Consider the following 17,265-nt stretch of genomic DNA (forward strand, 5'->3'; position numbering starts at 1 on the left):
CGAGCGGTGGGGTGGTCGGGCGGGGCGGCACTGGAGCGCGCTGCGCCTCGGTACTCATCCGTCCCCCTGGTCCACGTCCCCGCACCGCCCACGGACCGCCGTTGCGCACGGGCCCGTCGGTCGATCGTGTGACGGTCACTCTACGGGGTGGGGGCCGCACCGTGGGAACGGGACGGGGGCGTGCGGGACGATCTGCACCGAACGTCCCCTACCCAGTGGTACGGCCGTCTGGCAAGCTGCGGGCCATGACTGCCCGTGCCGCTGACCGGAGCCGCTACAACCGTGCCACCGCCCATCTCGACGCCCCGGTGGCCGTCGTCGACCTCGATGCCTTCGACGCCAACGCCGACGACCTGGTGCGCCGGGCGGCCGGGAAGCCCATCAGGGTGGCGAGCAAGTCGGTACGCTGCCGGGCCCTTCTGGAGCGGGTGCTCGCGCGTCCCGGCTTCGCGGGGATCATGTCGTTCACGCTCGCGGAGTCGCTGTGGCTGGCCCGCGCGGGATTCGACGACGTACTGCTCGCCTACCCGTCGGCCGACCGGTCCGCGTACGCCGAACTGGCGGCCGATCCGAAGCTCGCGGCGGCCGTGACGGTGCTGGTGGACGACCCCGCTCAGCTGGAGCTGATCGACGCGGCGCGGGCGGGCGGTGCCGAGGAGATCCGGGTCTGCCTGGAGCTGGACACCTCGCTGCGGCTGCTCGGCGGCCGGGTCAGGATCGGCGCGCTGCGCTCACCTCTCCGCTCCCCCGCCCAACTGGCCGAGCTGGCCCGCTCGGTGGACCGCAGGCCGGGCTTCCGGCTGGTGGGCCTGATGGCGTACGAGGGGCATGTCGCCGGAGTGGGCGACTCGATCGCCGGCCGTCCGCTGCGTTCGCGCGCGGTCCGGCTGATGCAGGCGGCGGCCCGCAAGGAGCTGGCGGCCCGCCGTGCGGAGGTCGTGCGGGCGGTACGCGCGGTGGCGCCCGGCCTGGAGTTCGTGAACGGCGGCGGCACCGGCAGCGTGCAGCACACCGCCGCCGAGTCCGCGGTGACGGAGATCGCGGCGGGCTCCGGTCTCTACGTGCCGAGGCTGTTCGACAACTACACGTCGTTCAGGGGGCGCCCCGCGGCCCTCTTCGCGCAGCCCGTGGTGCGGCGGCCGGGCGTGGGCGTCGTGACGGTGCTCGGCGGCGGCTACCCGGCGTCCGGGGCGGCGGGCGCGGACCGGCTGCCGGTGCCGTATCTGCCCGAGGGCCTGCGCTACGACGCGCAGGAGGGCCCCGGCGAGGTCCAGACCCCGCTGCTCGGCGCACCGGCGGACGATCTGCTGATCGGTGACAAGGTGTGGTTCCGGCACGCCAAGGCGGGCGAGCTGTGCGAGCGCTTCGACGAACTGCGGCTGATCGAGGGCGACCGGATCACCGCCACGGTGCCGACGTACCGCGGTGAGGGCCGCACGTTCCTGTAGCGGTCGTGGCGACGGCGCGGGCAGGCCGGCCGCCACTGCCGGGAGACTCAGTCGAGCGGGGTCACGTAAGCCCCGGAGATCCCGCCGTCGACGAGGAAGTCGGTGGCGTTGACGAACGAGGAGTCGTCGCTCGCCAGGAAGGCGACGGCCGCGGCGATCTCCGTGGCCTCGGCGAACCGGCCGAGCGGGATGTGGACGAGCCTGCGGGCGGCACGCTCCGGGTCGGCGGCGAACAGCTCCTGGAGCAGCGGGGTGTTGACCGGGCCGGGGCACAGGGCGTTGACCCGGATCCCCTCGCGGGCGAACTGCACGCCGAGTTCGCGGGACAGGGCGAGGACGCCGCCCTTGGACGCGGTGTACGAGATCTGGGAGGTCGCCGCGCCCATCCGGGCCACGAAGGACGCGGTGTTGATGATCGAGCCGCGGCCCTGGCGCCTCATGTAGGGGAGGGCGGCCTTGCAGCACAGGTAGACGGAGGTGAGATTGACGTCCTGGACGCGTTTCCAGGCCTCCAGACCGGTGGTGAGGATCGAGTCGTCGTCGGGCGGCGAGATGCCCGCGTTGTTGAAGGCGATGTCGACGGAGCCGTAGGTGTCGTCCGCCGCGGCGAAGAGCGCCTCGACCTGGGCGGGGTCGGTGACGTCGACGCGTACGAAGGTGCCTCCCGCCTCCTTCGCGGCGGCCTTGCCCGCGCTCTCGTCGATGTCGCCGCAGACGACGTGCGCCCCTTCCGACGCCAGCCGGCGGGCGGTGGCGAGGCCGATGCCGCTGCCCGCCCCGGTGATGACGGCGGTGCGGCCGGTCAGTCGGCGGCAGATGTTCCCCGTGTCGGTGGTCATGTGTTCAGGCCTCCGTGCTGATGAAGACGTTCTTGGTTTCGGTGAAGGCCGCGAGGGCGTCGGGCCCCAGCTCACGGCCGAGTCCGGACTGCTTGTACCCGCCGAACGGAGTCCAGTAGCGGACGGCGGAGTGGGAGTTGACGGACAGGTTCCCGGCCCGGACGGCCTGGGAGACCCGCAGGGCGCGGCCCACGTCGCGGGTCCAGACGGAGCCGGCCAGACCGTGTTCGGTGGCGTCGGCCAGCCGGACGGCGTCCTCCTCGTCGTCGAAGGGGAGGACGACGGCGACCGGGCCGAAGACCTCCTCGGTGGCCACCGGGGCGTCGGGGGCGATCCCGGTGAGGACGGTCGGGGGGAACCAGAAGCCGGGGCCGGTGGGCGCGCTGCCCCGGATGCCGTCCGCGTCCTGGGGTACGTGGGCGCGGACGCGCTCCAGCTGGGTCCGGGAGATCAGCGGGCCCATCTGTGTCCTCTCGTCCGACGGGTCCCCCACGACGACGGACGAGACGGCCGGGCCGAGGAGTTCCAGGAAGCGGTCGTACGCGGACCGCTGGACCAGGATGCGGGTGCGGGCGCAGCAGTCCTGGCCCGCGTTGTCCAGGAAGGACATGGGCGCGGCGGCCGCGGCGGCCTCGATGTCGGCGTCGGCGAAGACGATGTTGGGGCTCTTGCCGCCGAGTTCGAGGGTCAGCCGCTTCACCCGGTGCGCGCACCGGGCCATGATCTGCCTGCCGACGCGGGCCGACCCGGTGAAGACGATCTTGGCCACACCCGGGTGTTCGACGAGGGCGTGGCCCGCCACGTCCCCCGCGCCGGGCAGCACCTGGAAGAGGTGTTCGTGGAGGCCCGCGTCGAGAGCGATCCGGGCCAGCCGGAGGGCGGTGAGCGGGGTGGTCTCGGCCGGCTTGAGGAGGACGGCGTTGCCGGCGGCGAGGGCGGGAGCGGTGCCCCAGGCGGCGATCGGCATGGGGAAGTTCCAGGGGGCGATCACTCCGACGACGCCCAGGGGTTCGAGGAACGTGAGGTCGATGCCGCCGGGCACGGGAATCTGTCGGCCCGTCAGGCGCTCCACTCCCCCGGCGGCGTAGTCCAGCAGGTCCCGGACGTTGGCGGCCTCCCAGCGCGCGTTGCCCAGGGTGTGGCCGGCTTCGGTGACCTCCAGGAGGGCGAGTTCCTCGGCGTGTTCGTCGACGAGGACGGCGAAACGGCGCAGCAGCCGGGCACGGTCGGCGGGTGCCAGGGCGGCCCAGGTGCGCTGGGCCGCCCTGGCGCGGGTGACGGCGGTGTCCACCTCGGCGACGGAGGTGGCGGGGACGGTGGCGACGAGTTCCTCGGTCGCCGGGTTCAGGACGCGGTGTTCGTGGTTCACGGGCTGCCTCACAGACGTTCGAAGGAGCGGCGGAGCTCCCAGTCGGTCACCGCTGCGTCGAAAGCGGCCAGTTCGACGCGTGCCGTGTTGCGGTAGTGCGCGACGACGTCGTCGCCGAAGGCCTCGCGGGCCACCTCGCTGTCCTCCCAGAGGGCGGCGGCCTCGCGGAGTGTGGCGGGGACCTGGTCGTATCCGGCGGTGTAGGCGTTTCCCTCGCAGGCGTCGGGGAGTTCCAGTCCGTGTTCGATGCCATGGAGTCCTGCGGCGACGAGACCGGCGACGGCGAGGTACGGGTTGACGTCCCCGCCGGGGAGCCTGTTCTCGAAGCGCATCGAGCGGCCGTGGCCGACGACGCGCAGGGCGCAGGTGCGGTTGTCGTGGCCCCAGGCGACGGCGGTCGGGGCGAAGGAGCCGGGCTGGAACCGCTTGTAGGAGTTGATGTTCGGCGCGTACAGCAGGGAGAAGTCACGCAGGGCGGCGAGCTGGCCGGCGAGGAAGTGCCGCATCACGGGTGACATCGTGCCGTCCTCGCCCGCCATGACGCTCTGTCCCGCGGTGTCCTGGAGCGAGAGGTGGATGTGGCAGGAGTTGCCCTCGCGCTCGTTGAACTTGGCCATGAAGGTGAGCGAGACGCCTTCCTGGGCGGCGATCTCCTTGGAACCCGTCTTGTAGACGGCGTGCTGGTCGCAGGTGACGAGGGCCTCGTCGTAGCGGAAGACGATCTCGTGCTGGCCGGGGTTGCACTCGCCCTTCGCGGACTCGACGCTCAGCCCGGCGGCCGCCATCTCGTTGCGGATGCGGCGCAGCAGCGGTTCGATGCGGCCCGTACCGAGGACCGAGTAGTCGATGTTGTACTGGTTCGCCGGAGTGAGGCCGCGGTAGTCGCGGTCCCACGCCTCCTCGTAGGTGTCCTTGAAGACGATGAATTCCAGTTCCGTGCCGACGTGGGCGGTCAGTCCGTGTGCGGCGAGCCGCTCCAGCTGCCGCCGGAGGATCTGGCGGGGGGCGGCGGCGACCGGCGAGCCGTCGTCCCAGGAGAGGTCGGCCATGACCAGGGCGGTCCCCTCGTGCCAGGGGATCAGGCGCAGGGTCGTGAGGTCGGGGCGCATCGCGAAGTCGCCGTAGCCGTTGGACCAGGAGGACATGGCGAACCCGTCGACGGTGTTCATGTCCGTGTCGACGGCGAGCAGGTAGTTGCAGCCCTCCGTGCCGTGCTCCAGCACCTCGTCGAGGAAGAACGACGCCGCGAACCGTTTGCCCTGCAGCCTGCCCTGCATGTCGGTGAAGGCGAGGACCACGGTGTCGATCTCACCGCGCTCGACGAGCACGCGCAGCTCGTCGGTCCCCAGCGGGGGTGTTCGGTCTGCCACGGGATACTCCTCGTTCGGTCAGCCGGAAGGCTTAAGGTATGGGAGAAAACCATTGGGGGGAAGGGAATCAGGACGTGGCGGAAGAGTCAGGGGAGCCCGCGCCCTCCGGCGGGCCGTTGCCCGCACTGCGGCCGGTACGCGCGGGCAACGGCTTCGAGGAGGCCCTGGAGCAGATCCTCCAGGTGGTCCGGCTCGGCCTGGTGCCCGGCGGCGGGCGGCTGCCGGCCGAGCGCGAGCTGGCCGGACTCCTCGGGATCAGCCGCGTCACCCTGCGCGAGGTCCTGAAGGTCCTTCAGGACCAGGGGCTGGTCGAGGCCCGGCGCGGCCGGTACGGCGGTACGTTCGTGCTTCCCCCCACCGGCCCGGCCGACGGTGACGAGCTGCGCCGCCGGGTGGCGGACGTCGACCTCGACGACGTCCTGCTCTTCCGCGAGGTCCTGGAGTCGGGGGCGGCCGGGCTCTGCGCGGCGCGCGGCCTCGACGAGGAGGGGGCGGACCGGCTGCGTACGGCTCTGGCGGCGACACACGAGGCACCTCTGCCCGACTACCGCAGGATCGACACCCTTTTCCATCTGACGCTGGCCGAGCTCTCCGGCTCCCCCTCCCTGGCCGCCCGGTACGCGGCCGTGAGGGCGAGCGTCAACGGCCTGCTGGACTGCATCCCCCTCCTGGTACGGAACCTCGAACATTCGCAGCATCAGCACACGGCCCTCGTCGCCGCGGTGCTCGACGGTGACGAGGCGGGCGCACGGGCGGTGATGCGTGAGCACTGCGCGGGAACCGCCGCGCTGCTCCGCGGCTTCCTGGCTTGAACCCGCCCTTCCGGATCACTGCTCTTGCGTGACGGCCCCGTACGAACAAAGGTATGACGCGACACCATTGCACCGGGCCGGCCGGCAGACCGGCCGCCGGAAGGACCGCACCATGCACGAACCGCTCATCGGCGTCACGACCTATCTGGAGCCGGCGGCTCGCTGGGGCGTCTGGGAACTCCCCGCGGCGGTGCTTCCCGCCGCCTACCCCGCGCTGGTCCAGCGCTCCGGCGGACTCGCCGCACTGCTGCCGCCGGACGATCCGGCGAAGGCGGCGGCCGTGGTCGCCCGGGTGGACGGCCTCGTGATCGCGGGCGGCGCCGACGTCGACCCCGGACTGTACGGCGCGGAGCGCGACTTCAGGACGGGCCCGCCGGCTCATGAGCGCGACACCTGGGAGGTGGCCCTGTTCCGCGCGGCGAGGGAGGCCGGCACTCCGGTGCTCGGGATCTGCCGGGGCATGCAGCTGCTCAACGTCGCGCTGGGCGGCACACTGACCCAGCATCTGGACGGCCACGCGGGCCCGTTCGGCAAGGCCGGCGTCCTCGGCGAGCACCCGGTGACCCCGGTCCCCGGCACCCTGTACGCCTCACTCGTGCCGGAGGAGGCGTCCGTGCCCACGTACCACCACCAGGCCGTGGACCGGCTCGCGCCGGGTCTGGTGGTCTCCGCGCACGCGGCGGACGGCACGGTGGAGGCGGTCGAACTGCCGGGCGCGCAGTGGGTGCTGGGCGTGCAGTGGCACCCGGAGATGGGTGACGACCTGCGGATCATGCGGGCCCTGGTCGCGGCTGCCCGGGCGGGGGCGGCCGTACCCTCCGCCTGAGGCCCGGCGCCCGGCGAGCGGGACCCCCGCGCCCGGCGCCCGACGAGCCGGTCCCCCGTTGCCCGGGGGTCAGCGCCCTCGCGCCTCACGGGCGGTCAGGGACAGCAGATCGCGGGCCGGTCCGGTGGGCCGGTGGCCGGCGGGCCAGACAGCGCGCAGCTGGCGGCGCAGCCGTACGCCCTCGACCGGGACCTTGACCAGGCGCCGTGCCGAGAGCTCCTCCCCCAGAGCCAGCTCGCTCAGCACGCAGGGGCCTGCCCCGCTCTCCGCCGCCCCCTTCACGGCGGTGGTGGAGGAGAGTTCGAGCAGAGGGCGCGCCAGCCCCCCGTGTACGGCGAGGGCGGCGTCCAGGACCTGGCGGGTGCCGGACCCGTGTTCCCGCAGGATCAGGGGCGTCACGGCGAGCTCCCCCGGCGTCAGCCGCTCGCGGCCCGCCCACGGGTGGGAGGGGGCGACCACGACGACGAGCCGGTCGTGCGCGATGACGGTGCCGTCGAGCCCTTCCGGTATCGAGAGTCCCTCGACGAAGCCCAGGTCCGCCTCACCGGCCAGCAGCCGCAGGGCGACCGCCGCGGAGTTGCCCGCGAGCAGGGACACGGCGGTGTCCGGCCGTTCGGCCCGCAGCGCGATCAGCCAGCCGGGCAGCAGGTACTCCGCGATGGTCATGCTCGCGGCGACCCGCAGCCTGGAGTCACGGCGGTCCCGCAGCGCCTGGGCTCCCGCGTCGAACGCCTCGGCCGCCTCGACGACCCTGCGCGCCCAGTCGGTGACGAGGGCTCCCGCGTCGGTCAGCCGGGAGCCACGCGGTGAGCGGTCCAGGAGCGCGACGCCCAGCTGGCGCTCCATCGACCGGATGCGGCCGGAGGCGGCGGGCTGGCTGATGCCGACGTCCCGCGCCGCCCTGCCCAGGCTCCCGTGCCGCGCGACGGCGAGCAGCAGCACCATGGCTCCCAGGTCGGGGACCCGGTGGGGCAGGGAGGAGGGCGTGGGCGGAGCACTGGACATAAGCCCAGCCTATGACCTCATAGCCCCGCGCTCCCTGGTGGGCCGCGGTCCGCCCGCAGAGAATCGTGGCATGGCCATCTTTCCGCAGACCAAGACCGGGACTCCTGTCTCCCGCCCCCTCGCCCCCCGGCTCCCGGCCCTGCGGCGTCTGGGCCCCAACTGGTACGCGACGGTGATGGGGACCGCCATCGTGGCGACGGCGGGCGCCTCACTGCCCGTGGACGTGCCGGGTCTGCGGACCGCCTGCGTCGTGGTGTGGGCCCTGTCCGCCGTGGCGCTGGTCCTCGTCCTGGCCGCCCGCGCCGGACACTGGGTCCTGCACCGGGACCAGGCCCGCGCCCATCTCCTGGATCCCGCCGTCGCCCCGTTCCACGGCTGCATGTCCATGGCGCTGCTCGCCGTCGGCGCGGGCGCCCTCGTGGTGGGCCGGGACGTCATCGGACATCCCGCCGCCCTCGCCGTGGACGTCCTGCTGTTCACGGCGGGCACGGTCGCGGGCCTCGCCGCCGCCGTGGCGATCCCGTACCTCATGGTCGTACGCCACCGTCCTGCTCCGGGCACCGCGTCGCCGGTCTGGCTGCTGCCTCTGGTGGCCCCGATGGTCTCGGCCGCGGTCGGGCCGCTGCTGGTGCCCGAGCTGGCCCCCGGCCAGGCGCGGGAGGCACTCCTGCTGGCCTGCTACGCGATGTTCGGGCTGTCCCTGCTGGCCACGCTGGTGGTCCTTCCGCTGGTCTTCGCGCGACTGGTCCACCAGGGCCCGCCGCCCCTCGCCCTGACCCCGACGCTGTTCCTGGTGCTCGGGCCGCTCGGCCAGTCCACGACCGCCGTCAACCAGCTGGCCGATGTGGCGCCGGGCGCGATCGCCGCGCCGTACGCCTCGGCCTTCGGCGCGTTCGCCGTCCTGTACGGGGTGCCCGTCATGGGGTTCGCCCTGCTGTGGCTGGCCCTGTCCGTCGCGCTGGTGGTGCGCGCGATGCGGCGCGGCATGGGGTTCACGATGACGTGGTGGGGGTTCACCTTCCCGGTCGGCACGTGTGTCACCGGCGCGGCGGGGCTGGCCCGGCACACCGGGCTGGACGCGTTCGCCTGGCTGTCCGTGGCGCTCTACGTGCTGCTGGTGACCGCGTGGGCGGTCGCCGGCGCCCGGACGCTGGGCGGGCTCCTCAGCGGAGCGCTGCTCTCGGCGCCCCGGCCGCTCCGGCCGGTGACGGTCCCCGCCACGTGAGGTGACGCCCGCCGGCAGGACGGGCTCGGCGCAGGAGGTGTTCGCCGCGGTGGCGGCGACGGGACCGGGCGACGACGGCATCCGTCCCACCCGGTCAGCGGCGGGAGTCGTACGTCGCGTCGATGTGCTCGGCGACCGAGACGACCAGCAGCCGGGTGCCCGGCACGGTCGCCCGCCACCGGTGCCGCACCCCGCCGGAGAGGAAGAGGGTGTCGCCCCGGCCCAGCCGGTGGGCCCGGCCCTCGGCCTCGACGTCGACGGCGCCCTCCACCACGTACATCACCTCGTCGTTACGGTGCTGGAACTCGCGCCCGAGGTCCTGCTCACCGATGAACTCCAGGGCGCTGAGCTGGTGCCTTCCGCGCACCAGCCTGCGTACGCCGTCCTCGCCGTCCGCCCGTACGACGTCCACGGCGCGTGCCGAGTCCGCCGCGGCGCGCAGCCGCTCGGTCGTGGTCTCCAGCGCCTCCGCCACCCGGTTCAGGGAGCGGGGGCTGGGTCTGGCCCGTTCGTTCTCGATCTGGCTGAGGAACGGTACGGACAGGCCGCTGCGCCCGGCCACCGCGGCCAGGGTGAGTCCGAGGCTCCTGCGGCGTCGGCGGACCGCCGCGCCCACTCGAAGGGCTTCCTTGTCGTCCATGTCCGGCTCCCTCCCCGGATCGCCATCCTCCCGGTTGCCAGCACCCTACGCATGTCGTTTGCGCGACGAAGTGGAGACCGGCGGACGGAGAGGCCCGGGAGCCCCCTCCGACCAGCGTGAAGGGGACGGTCCCGGTTCGCGACCGGGACCGTCCCCTTCAGGGTGACGCATGGGTGTGACCAGCGGATCAGCTGCCGACGGGCGCCAGCTTCTCCACCACGTCCGGGTTGGCGTCCATCCAGCGGCGGGCGGACTCCTTCTCCTTGCCCGCGCCGCCCTTCTGGAGCTCCACCTCGAGCGAGGCGAGCTGCGCCTCGCTGAGCTTGAAGTCCTTCAGCCAGCCGGTCAGCTCCGGGAAGTCCTTGGCGAAGTCCTTCTTGGCGACCGTGTGGATCTGCTCGCCCTTGCCCCAGGCACCCTTCGGGTCCTTGAGCTTCTTCAGGTCGTGCTTGCCGTAGGCCCAGTGCGGCGACCACAGGGTCACCACGACCGGCTCCTTCTTCTTGATCGACCGGTTCAGCTCGGCCAGCATCGAGGAGGTGCTGGAGGAAACCACCTCGTACTCACCCTCCAGGCCGTACTCCTTGAGCACCTTCTTGTTGAGCGTGCCCATCATCCCGGCGCTCGACTCGATGCCGATGATCTTGCCGTCGAACTTCTTGCCCTGGCCCTTGAGGTCCTCGAGCGAGTCGATGCCCTTCACGTACGAGGGAACCGTCAGCTCCAGCGAGGTCGGCCCGTACCAGGAGCCGAGATCGACGAGGTTCTCCTTGTACCGGTCCCAGTAGTCCTTGTGCGTCGTCGGCAGCCAGGAGTCGAACTGGACGTCGAGCTGGCCCTGCGCGAGACCGGTGTAGAGCGGTCCCGGGTCCAGCTGCTTGACCGTGGTCCTGTATCCCCGGTCCTCCAGCATGTTCTGCCAGAGGTAGGTGGAGGCGATGGCCTCGTCCCACGGGAAGTACCCCATGTTGACGGTCTTGCCCGCGTCCTTGCCCTGCTGCGAGCCACCACCCGGGACCGGGGCCAGCTTGTCGACCAGGCCGGGGTTCTTCTTCAGCCAGGCGCGGACGCCGTCCTGTTCCTTGCCCTGGCCGGCGGTCTGGATCTCGTTCTCCAGGCTCGTCAGCTGCTTCTCGGTCAGCTTGAAGTCCTTGAGCCACTTGGAGACGGCGGGAGCCTTCTCCGCGAAGCCCTTGTGCGCGACGGTGTGGACCTCTTCACCCTTGCCCCAGGCGCCCTTCGGGTCCTTGAGCTTCTTCAGGTCGTGCTTGCCGTAGGCCCAGTGCGGCGACCACAGGGTCACCACGACCGGCTCCTTCTTCTTGATGGAGGCGTTCAGCTCGGCCAGCATCGAGGAGGTGCTGGAGGAGACCACCTCGTACTCACCCTCCAGGCCGTACTCCTTGAGCACCTTCTTGTTGAGCGTGCCCATCATCCCGGCGCTGGCCTCGATGCCGATGATCTTGCCGTCGAACTTCTTGCCCTGGCCCTTGAGGTCCTCGAGCGAGTCGATGCCCTTGACGTACGAGGGAACCGTCAGTTCCAGCGAGGTCGGCCCGTACCAGGAGCCCAGGTCGTCCAGCTGGTCGCTGTACTTGTCCCAGTAGTCCTTGTGCGTGGTCGGCAGCCAGGAGTCCGTCTGGAAGTCGATGTCGCCACGGGCGACGCCGGAGTAGAGCGGACCGGCGTCGAGCTGGGTGATCCCGGTCTCGTAACCGCGCTGCTCCAGGATCTCCTTCCACAGGAAGGTGGAGGCGATGCCCTCGTCCCAGGGGATGTACCCCATGTTGATCTTCTTGCCCTGGCCGACGTTCCCGCTGCCGGCCTGATCGGCCTTCGAGTCGCTGGAACCGGCGATGTTGAGGCCGCCCGCGACCAGCGCGAGGACGACGACACCGGTCATGGCGACGGCTGTTCCCGGCTTGTAGTGCGTGAACTTGAGCCGCCGCGCACCGGCGGCGACCTTGGCGGCGGCACGGCGGCCGAGCGGGGAGACCCGCTCGTTGAGCGCGCCGGTCATCCGGTCCAGGTACATGGCGAGGATGACGACGGCGATCCCGCTCTCGGCGGCGAGGCCGACCTGGAGCTGGGTGATGGCCGCGTACACCTTCTCGCCGAGGCCGCCCGCGCCTGCCATGCCGCCGATGACGACCATCGACAGGGACAGCATGATGACCTGGTTGATACCGGCCATGATCGTCGGGAGGGCGAGCGGCAGCTGCACCCGGGTGAGGGTGTGCTTGGGCGTGGTGCCGAAGGCCGCGGCGGCCTCGACCAGCTCGCCGTCGACCTGGCGGATGCCGAGCTCGGTCATCCGGACGCCGGGCGGCATCGCGAAGACGATGGTGGCGATCACGCCGGGGGTGACGCCGACGCCGAAGAACATGACGCCGGGGATCAGGTAGACGAAGGCGGGCATCGTCTGCATGACGTCGAGCACCGGCCGCAGCGTCGCGCTGACCCGGTTGTTGCGCGCCGCCCAGATACCCATGGGCACCGCGATGATGATCGTGATGACCGCTGCCACGACGACCAGCGAGAGGGTGGCCATCGCCTCGTCCCAGAGGGCGAGGGAGTCGATGAGCGCGAAGCCCACGAAGGTGAGCACGGCGGGTACGACCCCGCGCAGCCAGAACGCGAGGACGGCGAAGATCCCGGCCATCAGCAGCGGCTCACCGCCGCTGAGCACGGCGTTGACGCCGTCGTACATCCCGCCGAGGACGGTCTTGATGGCGTCGAAGATCCAGGTGAGGTTCGACTGGAGCCAGTCGACCACGTCCTCGACCCAGGCCCCGAAGGTGAACCTAGGCACCGGCGATCACCTTCTTGACCTCCCGCGGGGCCGGAACCCGGCCGTCGGCCCGGTTGTCGACCTGCGGCTCCTCGCCGAGCGCGGCGAGCAGCCTGGCGCGCGGGACCATGCCCACGACCTTGCCGTCCTCACCGGTGACGGCGACGGCCGCCCCGCTGGTGGAGCAGGGGGTGAAGAGCTCGGCGATGGGTGTCCCGGCGGACACCGTCGCGGGCGCCTCGGCCTTCAGCTCGGTGTCGGAGCGGCCCGCTGCGGGCGCCTCCATGATCGAACCGGCGGTGAGCACCCGGGAGCGGTCGACGTCCTGGATGAAGGACGCGACGTAGTCGTTGGACGGCCGGACCAGGATGTCCTCGGCGGTGCCCTGCTGGACGATCTCGCCGTCCCGCATCACGGCGATGCGGTCGCCGAGGCGCATGGCCTCGTTGAGGTCGTGGGTGATGAAGACGATGGTCTTCTTCAGACGCTTCTGCAGTTCGAGGAGCTGGTCCTGCATGTCGCGCCGGATCAGCGGGTCGAGCGCGCTGAAGGACTCGTCCATCAGGAGCAGATCGGCGTCGGTGGCGAGCGCGCGGGCCAGACCCACGCGCTGCTGCATGCCACCGGACAGCTCGTCGGGCCAGGACTTCTCCCAGCCGGCGAGACCGGTCATCTCCAGCGCCTCGGCGGCGCGCGACTCTCGCTCGGCACGCGGGACGCCCTGGACCTCCAGGCCGTACGCGGCGTTCTCGAGCACGCTCCTGTGGGGGAAGAGCGCGAAGTGCTGGAAGACCATGCTGATCTTCCGGGAGCGGACGGTGCGCAGGCCACGGGCGCTCAGGGCGGTCAGGTCCTGCCCGTCGAACAGCACACGGCCGGCGGTCGGCTCCAGCAGACCGTTGAGCATCCGCAGCAATGTGGACTTCCCCGAACCGGAGAGTCCCATGACGACGAAGATCTGGCCAGGTTCCACGGTGAACGAGGCGTCGATCACCGCTGCGGTCGTTCCGTCGGCGCGCAGCTCGTCGCGGTGTGTACCGCCCTCGAGCTTCTGCACGGCTTGATCGGGTCGTCTGCCGAACACCTTGTACAAGTGCTCAGCTTGCAGCCTTGACACATACACCTCACGCGTTGAACCGAAAACGGTCTGCCACCCCCTTCGGCAGACCGTGGAGCGGTGCGGATTCGGTCCGCAGAGCACGCGCATTTGTTGAAAAATGGACGTGGTCCGCTCCGATGCCGCGCCTGCCCCCGCTTACGCGACCCAAACACGTGTGTGATTCAGATCACTGGCAGGAAATCGCTGTCACGGGAACCGCGCGCCGCACCGGCGACCGCTGTCGGTGGGGTGCGGCATCATCGGGGTGTGACGCGACGCCTGATGCTCCTCGACACCGCCTCCCTCTACTTCCGCGCCTATTTCGGCGTCCCGGACTCGGTGCGCGCACCGGACGGGACCCCGGTCAACGCCGTGCGCGGACTGCTCGACTTCATCGCCAGGCTGGTCCAGGACCACCGGCCGGACGACCTGGTCGCCTGCATGGACGCGGACTGGCGCCCGCAGTGGCGGGTCGACCTGATCCCGACCTACAAGGCGCACCGGGTGGCCGTCGAGACCACCGAGGGCGTCCCCGACGAGGAGGAGGTCCCCGACACCCTCTCCCCGCAGGTCCCGGTGATCGAGGCCGTGCTGGACGCACTCGGGATCGCCCGGGTGGGCGTCGCGCCGTACGAGGCGGACGACGTGATCGGGACCCTGGCCGGGCGGGCCACCGGCCCCGTGGACATCGTGACCGGGGACCGCGACCTCTATCAGCTGGTCGACGACGACCGCCGGGTGCGGGTCCTCTACCCGCTGAAGGGCGTGGGGACGCTCCAGGTGACGGACGAGGCCTGGCTGCGCGGAAAGTACGGCGTGGACGGCAGCGGATACGTCGACCTGGCCCTGCTGCGCGGCGATCCGAGCGACGGACTGCCCGGGGTCCCCGGCATCGGCGAGAAGACGGCGGCGAAGCTGCTGGACGCCTTCGGCGACCTGGCCGGCATCATGGCCGCGGTGGACGATCCCGCGGCCCGGCTGACCCCGTCCCAGCGCAAGCGGCTCGACGAGGCGCGGGACTACGTGGCGGTCGCCCCGAAGGTCGTCCGCGTCGCCGATGACGTACCGCTGCCCGATTTCTCCCCCGCGCTCCCCCGCGAACCTCGCGATCCCGCGGCCCTGGAAGCCCTCGCGACCCGATGGGGCCTGGGAAACGCACTGCAGCGCCTGCTCCTCACACTCCAGGCATGAAGGTGTTAGCTTAGGTAAGCCTAAGTGAGCAGGGCCTCATGTACGTCCAGAGCAGGGAGAACCTCGTGGCAGAGCGGCCGCAACGCCGGACACCGAAGGCGCAGGGGGCGCAGGTCCTGCGCACCGAGCAGATCACCCCGCACATGGTGCGCGTGATCCTCGGCGGCGACGGCCTGGCCGGCTTCACCCTCGCCGGGTACACCGACCACTACATCAAGCTGTGCTTCGCCCCCGAGGGCGCGGACTACAGCCATCCCTTCGACATGGCCGCCATCCGCGAGGAGTACCCGCGTGAGCTGTGGCCCACCACCCGGACGTACACCGTGCGCTCCTGGGACGCCGAAGCCCGTGAACTCGCCGTCGACTTCGTCGTGCACGGCGACGAGGGCCTGGCCGGCCCCTGGGCGGCACGCGCCCAGCCCGGCGACCAGGTGACCTTCCTGGGCCCCGGCGGCGGCTACACCCCGCAGGCCTCGGCCGACTGGCACCTGCTGGTGGGCGACGAGAGCGCCCTGCCCGCGATTGCCGCGTCCCTGGAGCACCTGCCCGAGGGCGCGGTGGCTCACGCCTTCGTGGAGGTGTCCGACGCCTCCGAGGAGCAGAAGCTCGTGGAGCCGGACGGCGTCTCGGTGACGTGGCTGCACCGCGGCGACCGCCCGGTCGGCGAGACCCTCGTCGCCGCGGTGAGGGAGCTGACGTTCCCCGAGGGCGAGGTGCAGGCCTTCGTCCACGGCGAGGCGGGCTTCGTGAAGGAGATCCGGCGCCACCTCCGCCTGGAGCGCGGCATCCCGCTCCAGCAGCTGTCCATCTCGGGGTACTGGCGCCTCGGGCAGAACGACGACGCGTGGCGCGAGGTCAAGCGCGAGTGGAACGAGCAGGTGGAGCGCGAGCAGGAGAGCGCCGCGTAATCCTCCCCGCTCCTCCCGAGGCCCGGTCGCCGTCCAGGACGGCGACCGGGCCTCGCGTGTGACCTCACTCCCCGGCCTCCCGCTGCGCTGCACCGCCGGACGTGGTCGAGGTCCGCGCGGGCGACGGGCTCCGCCGCGTCCGCGTAGACGTCGGGCAGCTCGACGAATCCGCCGTGGCCCGCCCGGTGGAGAGCCGCCGGCAGGCCCGCCAGCGACCGTCCCGCCGGAGGGGGGCCAGCCGGCCTCCGCCATGGATGGCGTCCCTGTCGGACAGCGGTTCGTGTCACTATCGGTACCCCTGGCTTCACCGGCCGGTTACTGAAGCGTCCGACCAATCCTCCGGGCCGTCGGCTCCGAATCACCCAGGAAACCGTTGCGTGCTCCGGGAGGACCGTCCGCGTGAGAGAAGCCGTACACATCAGTGGGGTCCCTTCGTCGGGCCCCGGCCTGCAGGAGCTGCTCGGCCAGGTCGCCCGTGGCGACCAGGCAGCCTTCACCCAGGTGTACGACCAGGTCAGCGGGCCGGTCCTCGGCCTGGTGCGGAGCGTGCTCCGCGACCCGGCCCAGTCGGAGGAGGTGGCCCAGGAGGTCCTGGTCGAGGTGTGGCGCACCGCCCCCCGCTACCAGGCGTCCCGCGGCAGCGCCATGAGCTGGGTGCTGACGCTCGCCCACCACCGTGCGGTGGACCGGGTCAGGTCTGCCGAGGCGGCCGCGGCGCGGGAGCACAAGGCGGCGCTGCTCGACCGCACCCCGGACTTCGACGAGGTGTCCGAGCAGGTCGAGAGCCGGCTGGAGAGGGAACAGGTCCGGCGCTGCCTGCGGACGCTCTCCGAGCTCCAGCGGGAGTCGGTGACGCTGGCGTACTACCGCGGACTGACCTATCGCGAGGTCGGCGAGCTGCTGTCCGTACCACTGGGAACCATCAAGACACGACTGCGCGACGGGCTCATCCGGCTGCGCGACTGCCTGGGGGTGAACGCATGAGTACGGCCGAGCTGCACACACTGACCGGGGCCTATGCCCTGCACGCGCTGCCGGACGAGGAGCGCGTCGCGTTCGAACGGCACCTGGGTGCCTGCGAGGCGTGCGCCCAGGAGGTTCGGGAGCTGTCCGCGACCGCCGCCCGGCTGGGGCTGGCGGTGTCCGCCACCCCGCCCCCGGGCCTCCGGGACCGGGTGCTGCGCGACATCACGACGGTACGGCAGGAGCCGCCGTCCCGGGGCAGGAGTGCCGGCTCCGGGGTCTCCGCCGACCGGACCCGCCGCTGGTCGACGTACGCGCTCGCCGCCTGTGTCGCCGCCGCTGCCGCCTTCGGCGGGGTCGCGGTGTGGCAGAACCAGGTCGCTCAGGACGCGCGGCAGGAGACCGCCCGGGCCGAACAGCACAACGAGCAGGTGGCGCGGGTGCTGACCGCACCGGACGCCAGGACCAGCGCCGCGGATCTCGGGGACGGCGCCCGGGGCACGGTCGTGGTCTCGCAGAGCGTGAACCGGGCGGTGTTCCTCGCGTCGGACATGGCCAGGCCACCGGGCGGCAAGGTCTACCAGCTGTGGTTCGACGACGGCGGCACCATGCGTGCGGCCGGTCTGATGAACCCCTCCGCCACGGATGACGCCGTTCTGCTGGACGGCCCGGTGGACCGCGCGTCCGGCATGGGCATCACCGTCGAACCGGCCGGCGGATCCGAACAGCCGACCTCCGACCCGGTGGCCCTGATGGAGTTCCGGGACGCCTGAGCCCCC

At 71.8% G+C, this 17,265-nt stretch carries 15 protein-coding genes; 8 read left to right on the forward strand and 7 right to left on the reverse strand.

Translation table 11 applies throughout. The features are described from left to right. The first annotated feature begins 245 nt into the window (after positions 1–245). Complete coding sequence (locus ACZ32T_RS26060) at positions 246–1,448, forward strand: amino acid deaminase/aldolase (protein WP_467264576.1); 1,203 nt, start codon at positions 246–248, stop codon at positions 1,446–1,448. A gap of 47 nt (positions 1,449–1,495) precedes the next feature. Here the strand turns inward: ACZ32T_RS26060 and ACZ32T_RS26065 are convergent, their stop codons facing one another. The 3 genes from ACZ32T_RS26065 to ACZ32T_RS26075 are packed head-to-tail and all read right to left on the reverse strand — an operon-like array spanning position 1,496 to position 5,026. Next, entirely contained in the window at positions 1,496–2,287 is a 792-nt protein-coding gene (locus tag ACZ32T_RS26065; RefSeq protein ID WP_467264574.1) for a 3-oxoacyl-ACP reductase, read from the reverse strand. A gap of 4 nt (positions 2,288–2,291) precedes the next feature. Then, positions 2,292–3,656, reverse strand: a complete 1,365-nt coding sequence (locus ACZ32T_RS26070) for an aldehyde dehydrogenase family protein (RefSeq protein ID WP_467369296.1) — start codon at positions 3,654–3,656, stop codon at positions 2,292–2,294. Between the two features lie 8 nt (positions 3,657–3,664). Then, a complete protein-coding gene (locus ACZ32T_RS26075) occupies positions 3,665–5,026 on the reverse strand; it encodes a glutamine synthetase family protein (protein WP_467369299.1) in 1,362 nt (453 codons plus the stop codon). Between the two features lie 74 nt (positions 5,027–5,100). On the opposite strand from ACZ32T_RS26075, the gene ACZ32T_RS26080 reads away from it, so the two are divergent. Both ACZ32T_RS26080 and ACZ32T_RS26085 read left to right on the forward strand, forming a co-directional pair. Further along, positions 5,101–5,838, forward strand: a complete 738-nt coding sequence (locus ACZ32T_RS26080; protein WP_467264567.1) for a FadR/GntR family transcriptional regulator — start codon at positions 5,101–5,103, stop codon at positions 5,836–5,838. Positions 5,839–5,950: 112 nt separating this feature from the next. Continuing rightward, positions 5,951–6,664, forward strand: a complete 714-nt coding sequence (locus tag ACZ32T_RS26085) for a gamma-glutamyl-gamma-aminobutyrate hydrolase family protein (RefSeq protein WP_467264564.1) — start codon at positions 5,951–5,953, stop codon at positions 6,662–6,664. A gap of 69 nt (positions 6,665–6,733) precedes the next feature. Here ACZ32T_RS26085 and ACZ32T_RS26090 read toward each other — a convergent pair whose 3' ends face one another. Continuing rightward, the gene (locus ACZ32T_RS26090) at positions 6,734–7,669 is read right to left on the reverse strand and encodes a LysR family transcriptional regulator (protein WP_467369301.1); all 936 of its coding nucleotides are present in this window, start codon (positions 7,667–7,669) and stop codon (positions 6,734–6,736) included. Positions 7,670–7,739: 70 nt separating this feature from the next. Between ACZ32T_RS26090 and ACZ32T_RS26095 the strand changes: the two genes are divergently transcribed. Next, positions 7,740–8,894: a TDT family transporter gene (locus ACZ32T_RS26095; protein WP_467369303.1), complete on the forward strand. Its 1,155-nt coding sequence runs from the start codon at positions 7,740–7,742 to the stop codon at positions 8,892–8,894. A 94-nt stretch (positions 8,895–8,988) separates the two neighbouring features. Here the strand turns inward: ACZ32T_RS26095 and ACZ32T_RS26100 are convergent, their stop codons facing one another. The 3 genes from ACZ32T_RS26100 to ACZ32T_RS26110 form a co-directional block, all read right to left on the reverse strand. Beyond that, on the reverse strand, positions 8,989–9,534 hold the full coding sequence (locus ACZ32T_RS26100) for a helix-turn-helix domain-containing protein (RefSeq protein WP_467264558.1): 546 nt from the start codon (positions 9,532–9,534) through the stop codon (positions 8,989–8,991). A gap of 187 nt (positions 9,535–9,721) precedes the next feature. Then, positions 9,722–12,346 carry an ABC transporter permease/substrate binding protein gene (locus ACZ32T_RS26105; RefSeq protein WP_467264556.1) on the reverse strand — a complete coding sequence of 875 codons (2,625 nt, stop codon included), beginning with the start codon at positions 12,344–12,346 and terminating at the stop codon, positions 9,722–9,724. Continuing rightward, entirely contained in the window at positions 12,339–13,442 is a 1,104-nt protein-coding gene (locus ACZ32T_RS26110) for a quaternary amine ABC transporter ATP-binding protein (RefSeq protein WP_467369304.1), read from the reverse strand. Before ACZ32T_RS26110 ends, ACZ32T_RS26105 begins: the two co-directional genes overlap by 8 nt. 264 nt (positions 13,443–13,706) lie before the next feature. Here ACZ32T_RS26110 and ACZ32T_RS26115 point away from each other — a divergent pair, with 264 nt between their 5' ends. The 4 genes from ACZ32T_RS26115 (at position 13,707) to ACZ32T_RS26130 (ending at position 17,259) form a co-directional block, all read left to right on the forward strand. After that, positions 13,707–14,615 carry a 5'-3' exonuclease gene (locus tag ACZ32T_RS26115; RefSeq protein ID WP_467265058.1) on the forward strand — a complete coding sequence of 303 codons (909 nt, stop codon included), beginning with the start codon at positions 13,707–13,709 and terminating at the stop codon, positions 14,613–14,615. Positions 14,616–14,680: 65 nt separating this feature from the next. Beyond that, complete coding sequence (locus ACZ32T_RS26120) at positions 14,681–15,523, forward strand: siderophore-interacting protein (RefSeq protein ID WP_467369305.1); 843 nt, start codon at positions 14,681–14,683, stop codon at positions 15,521–15,523. Between the two features lie 399 nt (positions 15,524–15,922). Further along, positions 15,923–16,507 carry a sigma-70 family RNA polymerase sigma factor gene (locus ACZ32T_RS26125; protein ID WP_467264552.1) on the forward strand — a complete coding sequence of 195 codons (585 nt, stop codon included), beginning with the start codon at positions 15,923–15,925 and terminating at the stop codon, positions 16,505–16,507. Beyond that, a complete protein-coding gene (locus ACZ32T_RS26130) occupies positions 16,504–17,259 on the forward strand; it encodes an anti-sigma factor (protein ID WP_467369307.1) in 756 nt (251 codons plus the stop codon). Before ACZ32T_RS26125 ends, ACZ32T_RS26130 begins: the two co-directional genes overlap by 4 nt. The last annotated feature ends 6 nt before the right edge of the window (positions 17,260–17,265 follow it).

The sequence above is a fragment of the Streptomyces sp. NPDC023573 genome, from assembly GCF_055559735.1.

Bases quoted from the DNA above. Each gene is read 5' to 3' on its own strand.
- ACZ32T_RS26095 (WP_467369303.1), top strand. From the start codon at position 7,740: ATGGCCATCTTTCCGCAGACCAAGACCGGGACTCCTGTCTCCCGCCCC.
- ACZ32T_RS26085 (WP_467264564.1), top strand. From the start codon at position 5,951: ATGCACGAACCGCTCATCGGCGTCACGACCTATCTGGAGCCGGCGGCT.
- ACZ32T_RS26130 (WP_467369307.1), top strand. From the start codon at position 16,504: ATGAGTACGGCCGAGCTGCACACACTGACCGGGGCCTATGCCCTGCAC.
- ACZ32T_RS26090 (WP_467369301.1), bottom strand. From the start codon at position 7,669: ATGTCCAGTGCTCCGCCCACGCCCTCCTCCCTGCCCCACCGGGTCCCC.
- ACZ32T_RS26065 (WP_467264574.1), bottom strand. From the start codon at position 2,287: ATGACCACCGACACGGGGAACATCTGCCGCCGACTGACCGGCCGCACC.
- ACZ32T_RS26115 (WP_467265058.1), top strand. From the start codon at position 13,707: ATGCTCCTCGACACCGCCTCCCTCTACTTCCGCGCCTATTTCGGCGTC.
- ACZ32T_RS26100 (WP_467264558.1), bottom strand. From the start codon at position 9,534: ATGGACGACAAGGAAGCCCTTCGAGTGGGCGCGGCGGTCCGCCGACGC.
- ACZ32T_RS26060 (WP_467264576.1), top strand. From the start codon at position 246: ATGACTGCCCGTGCCGCTGACCGGAGCCGCTACAACCGTGCCACCGCC.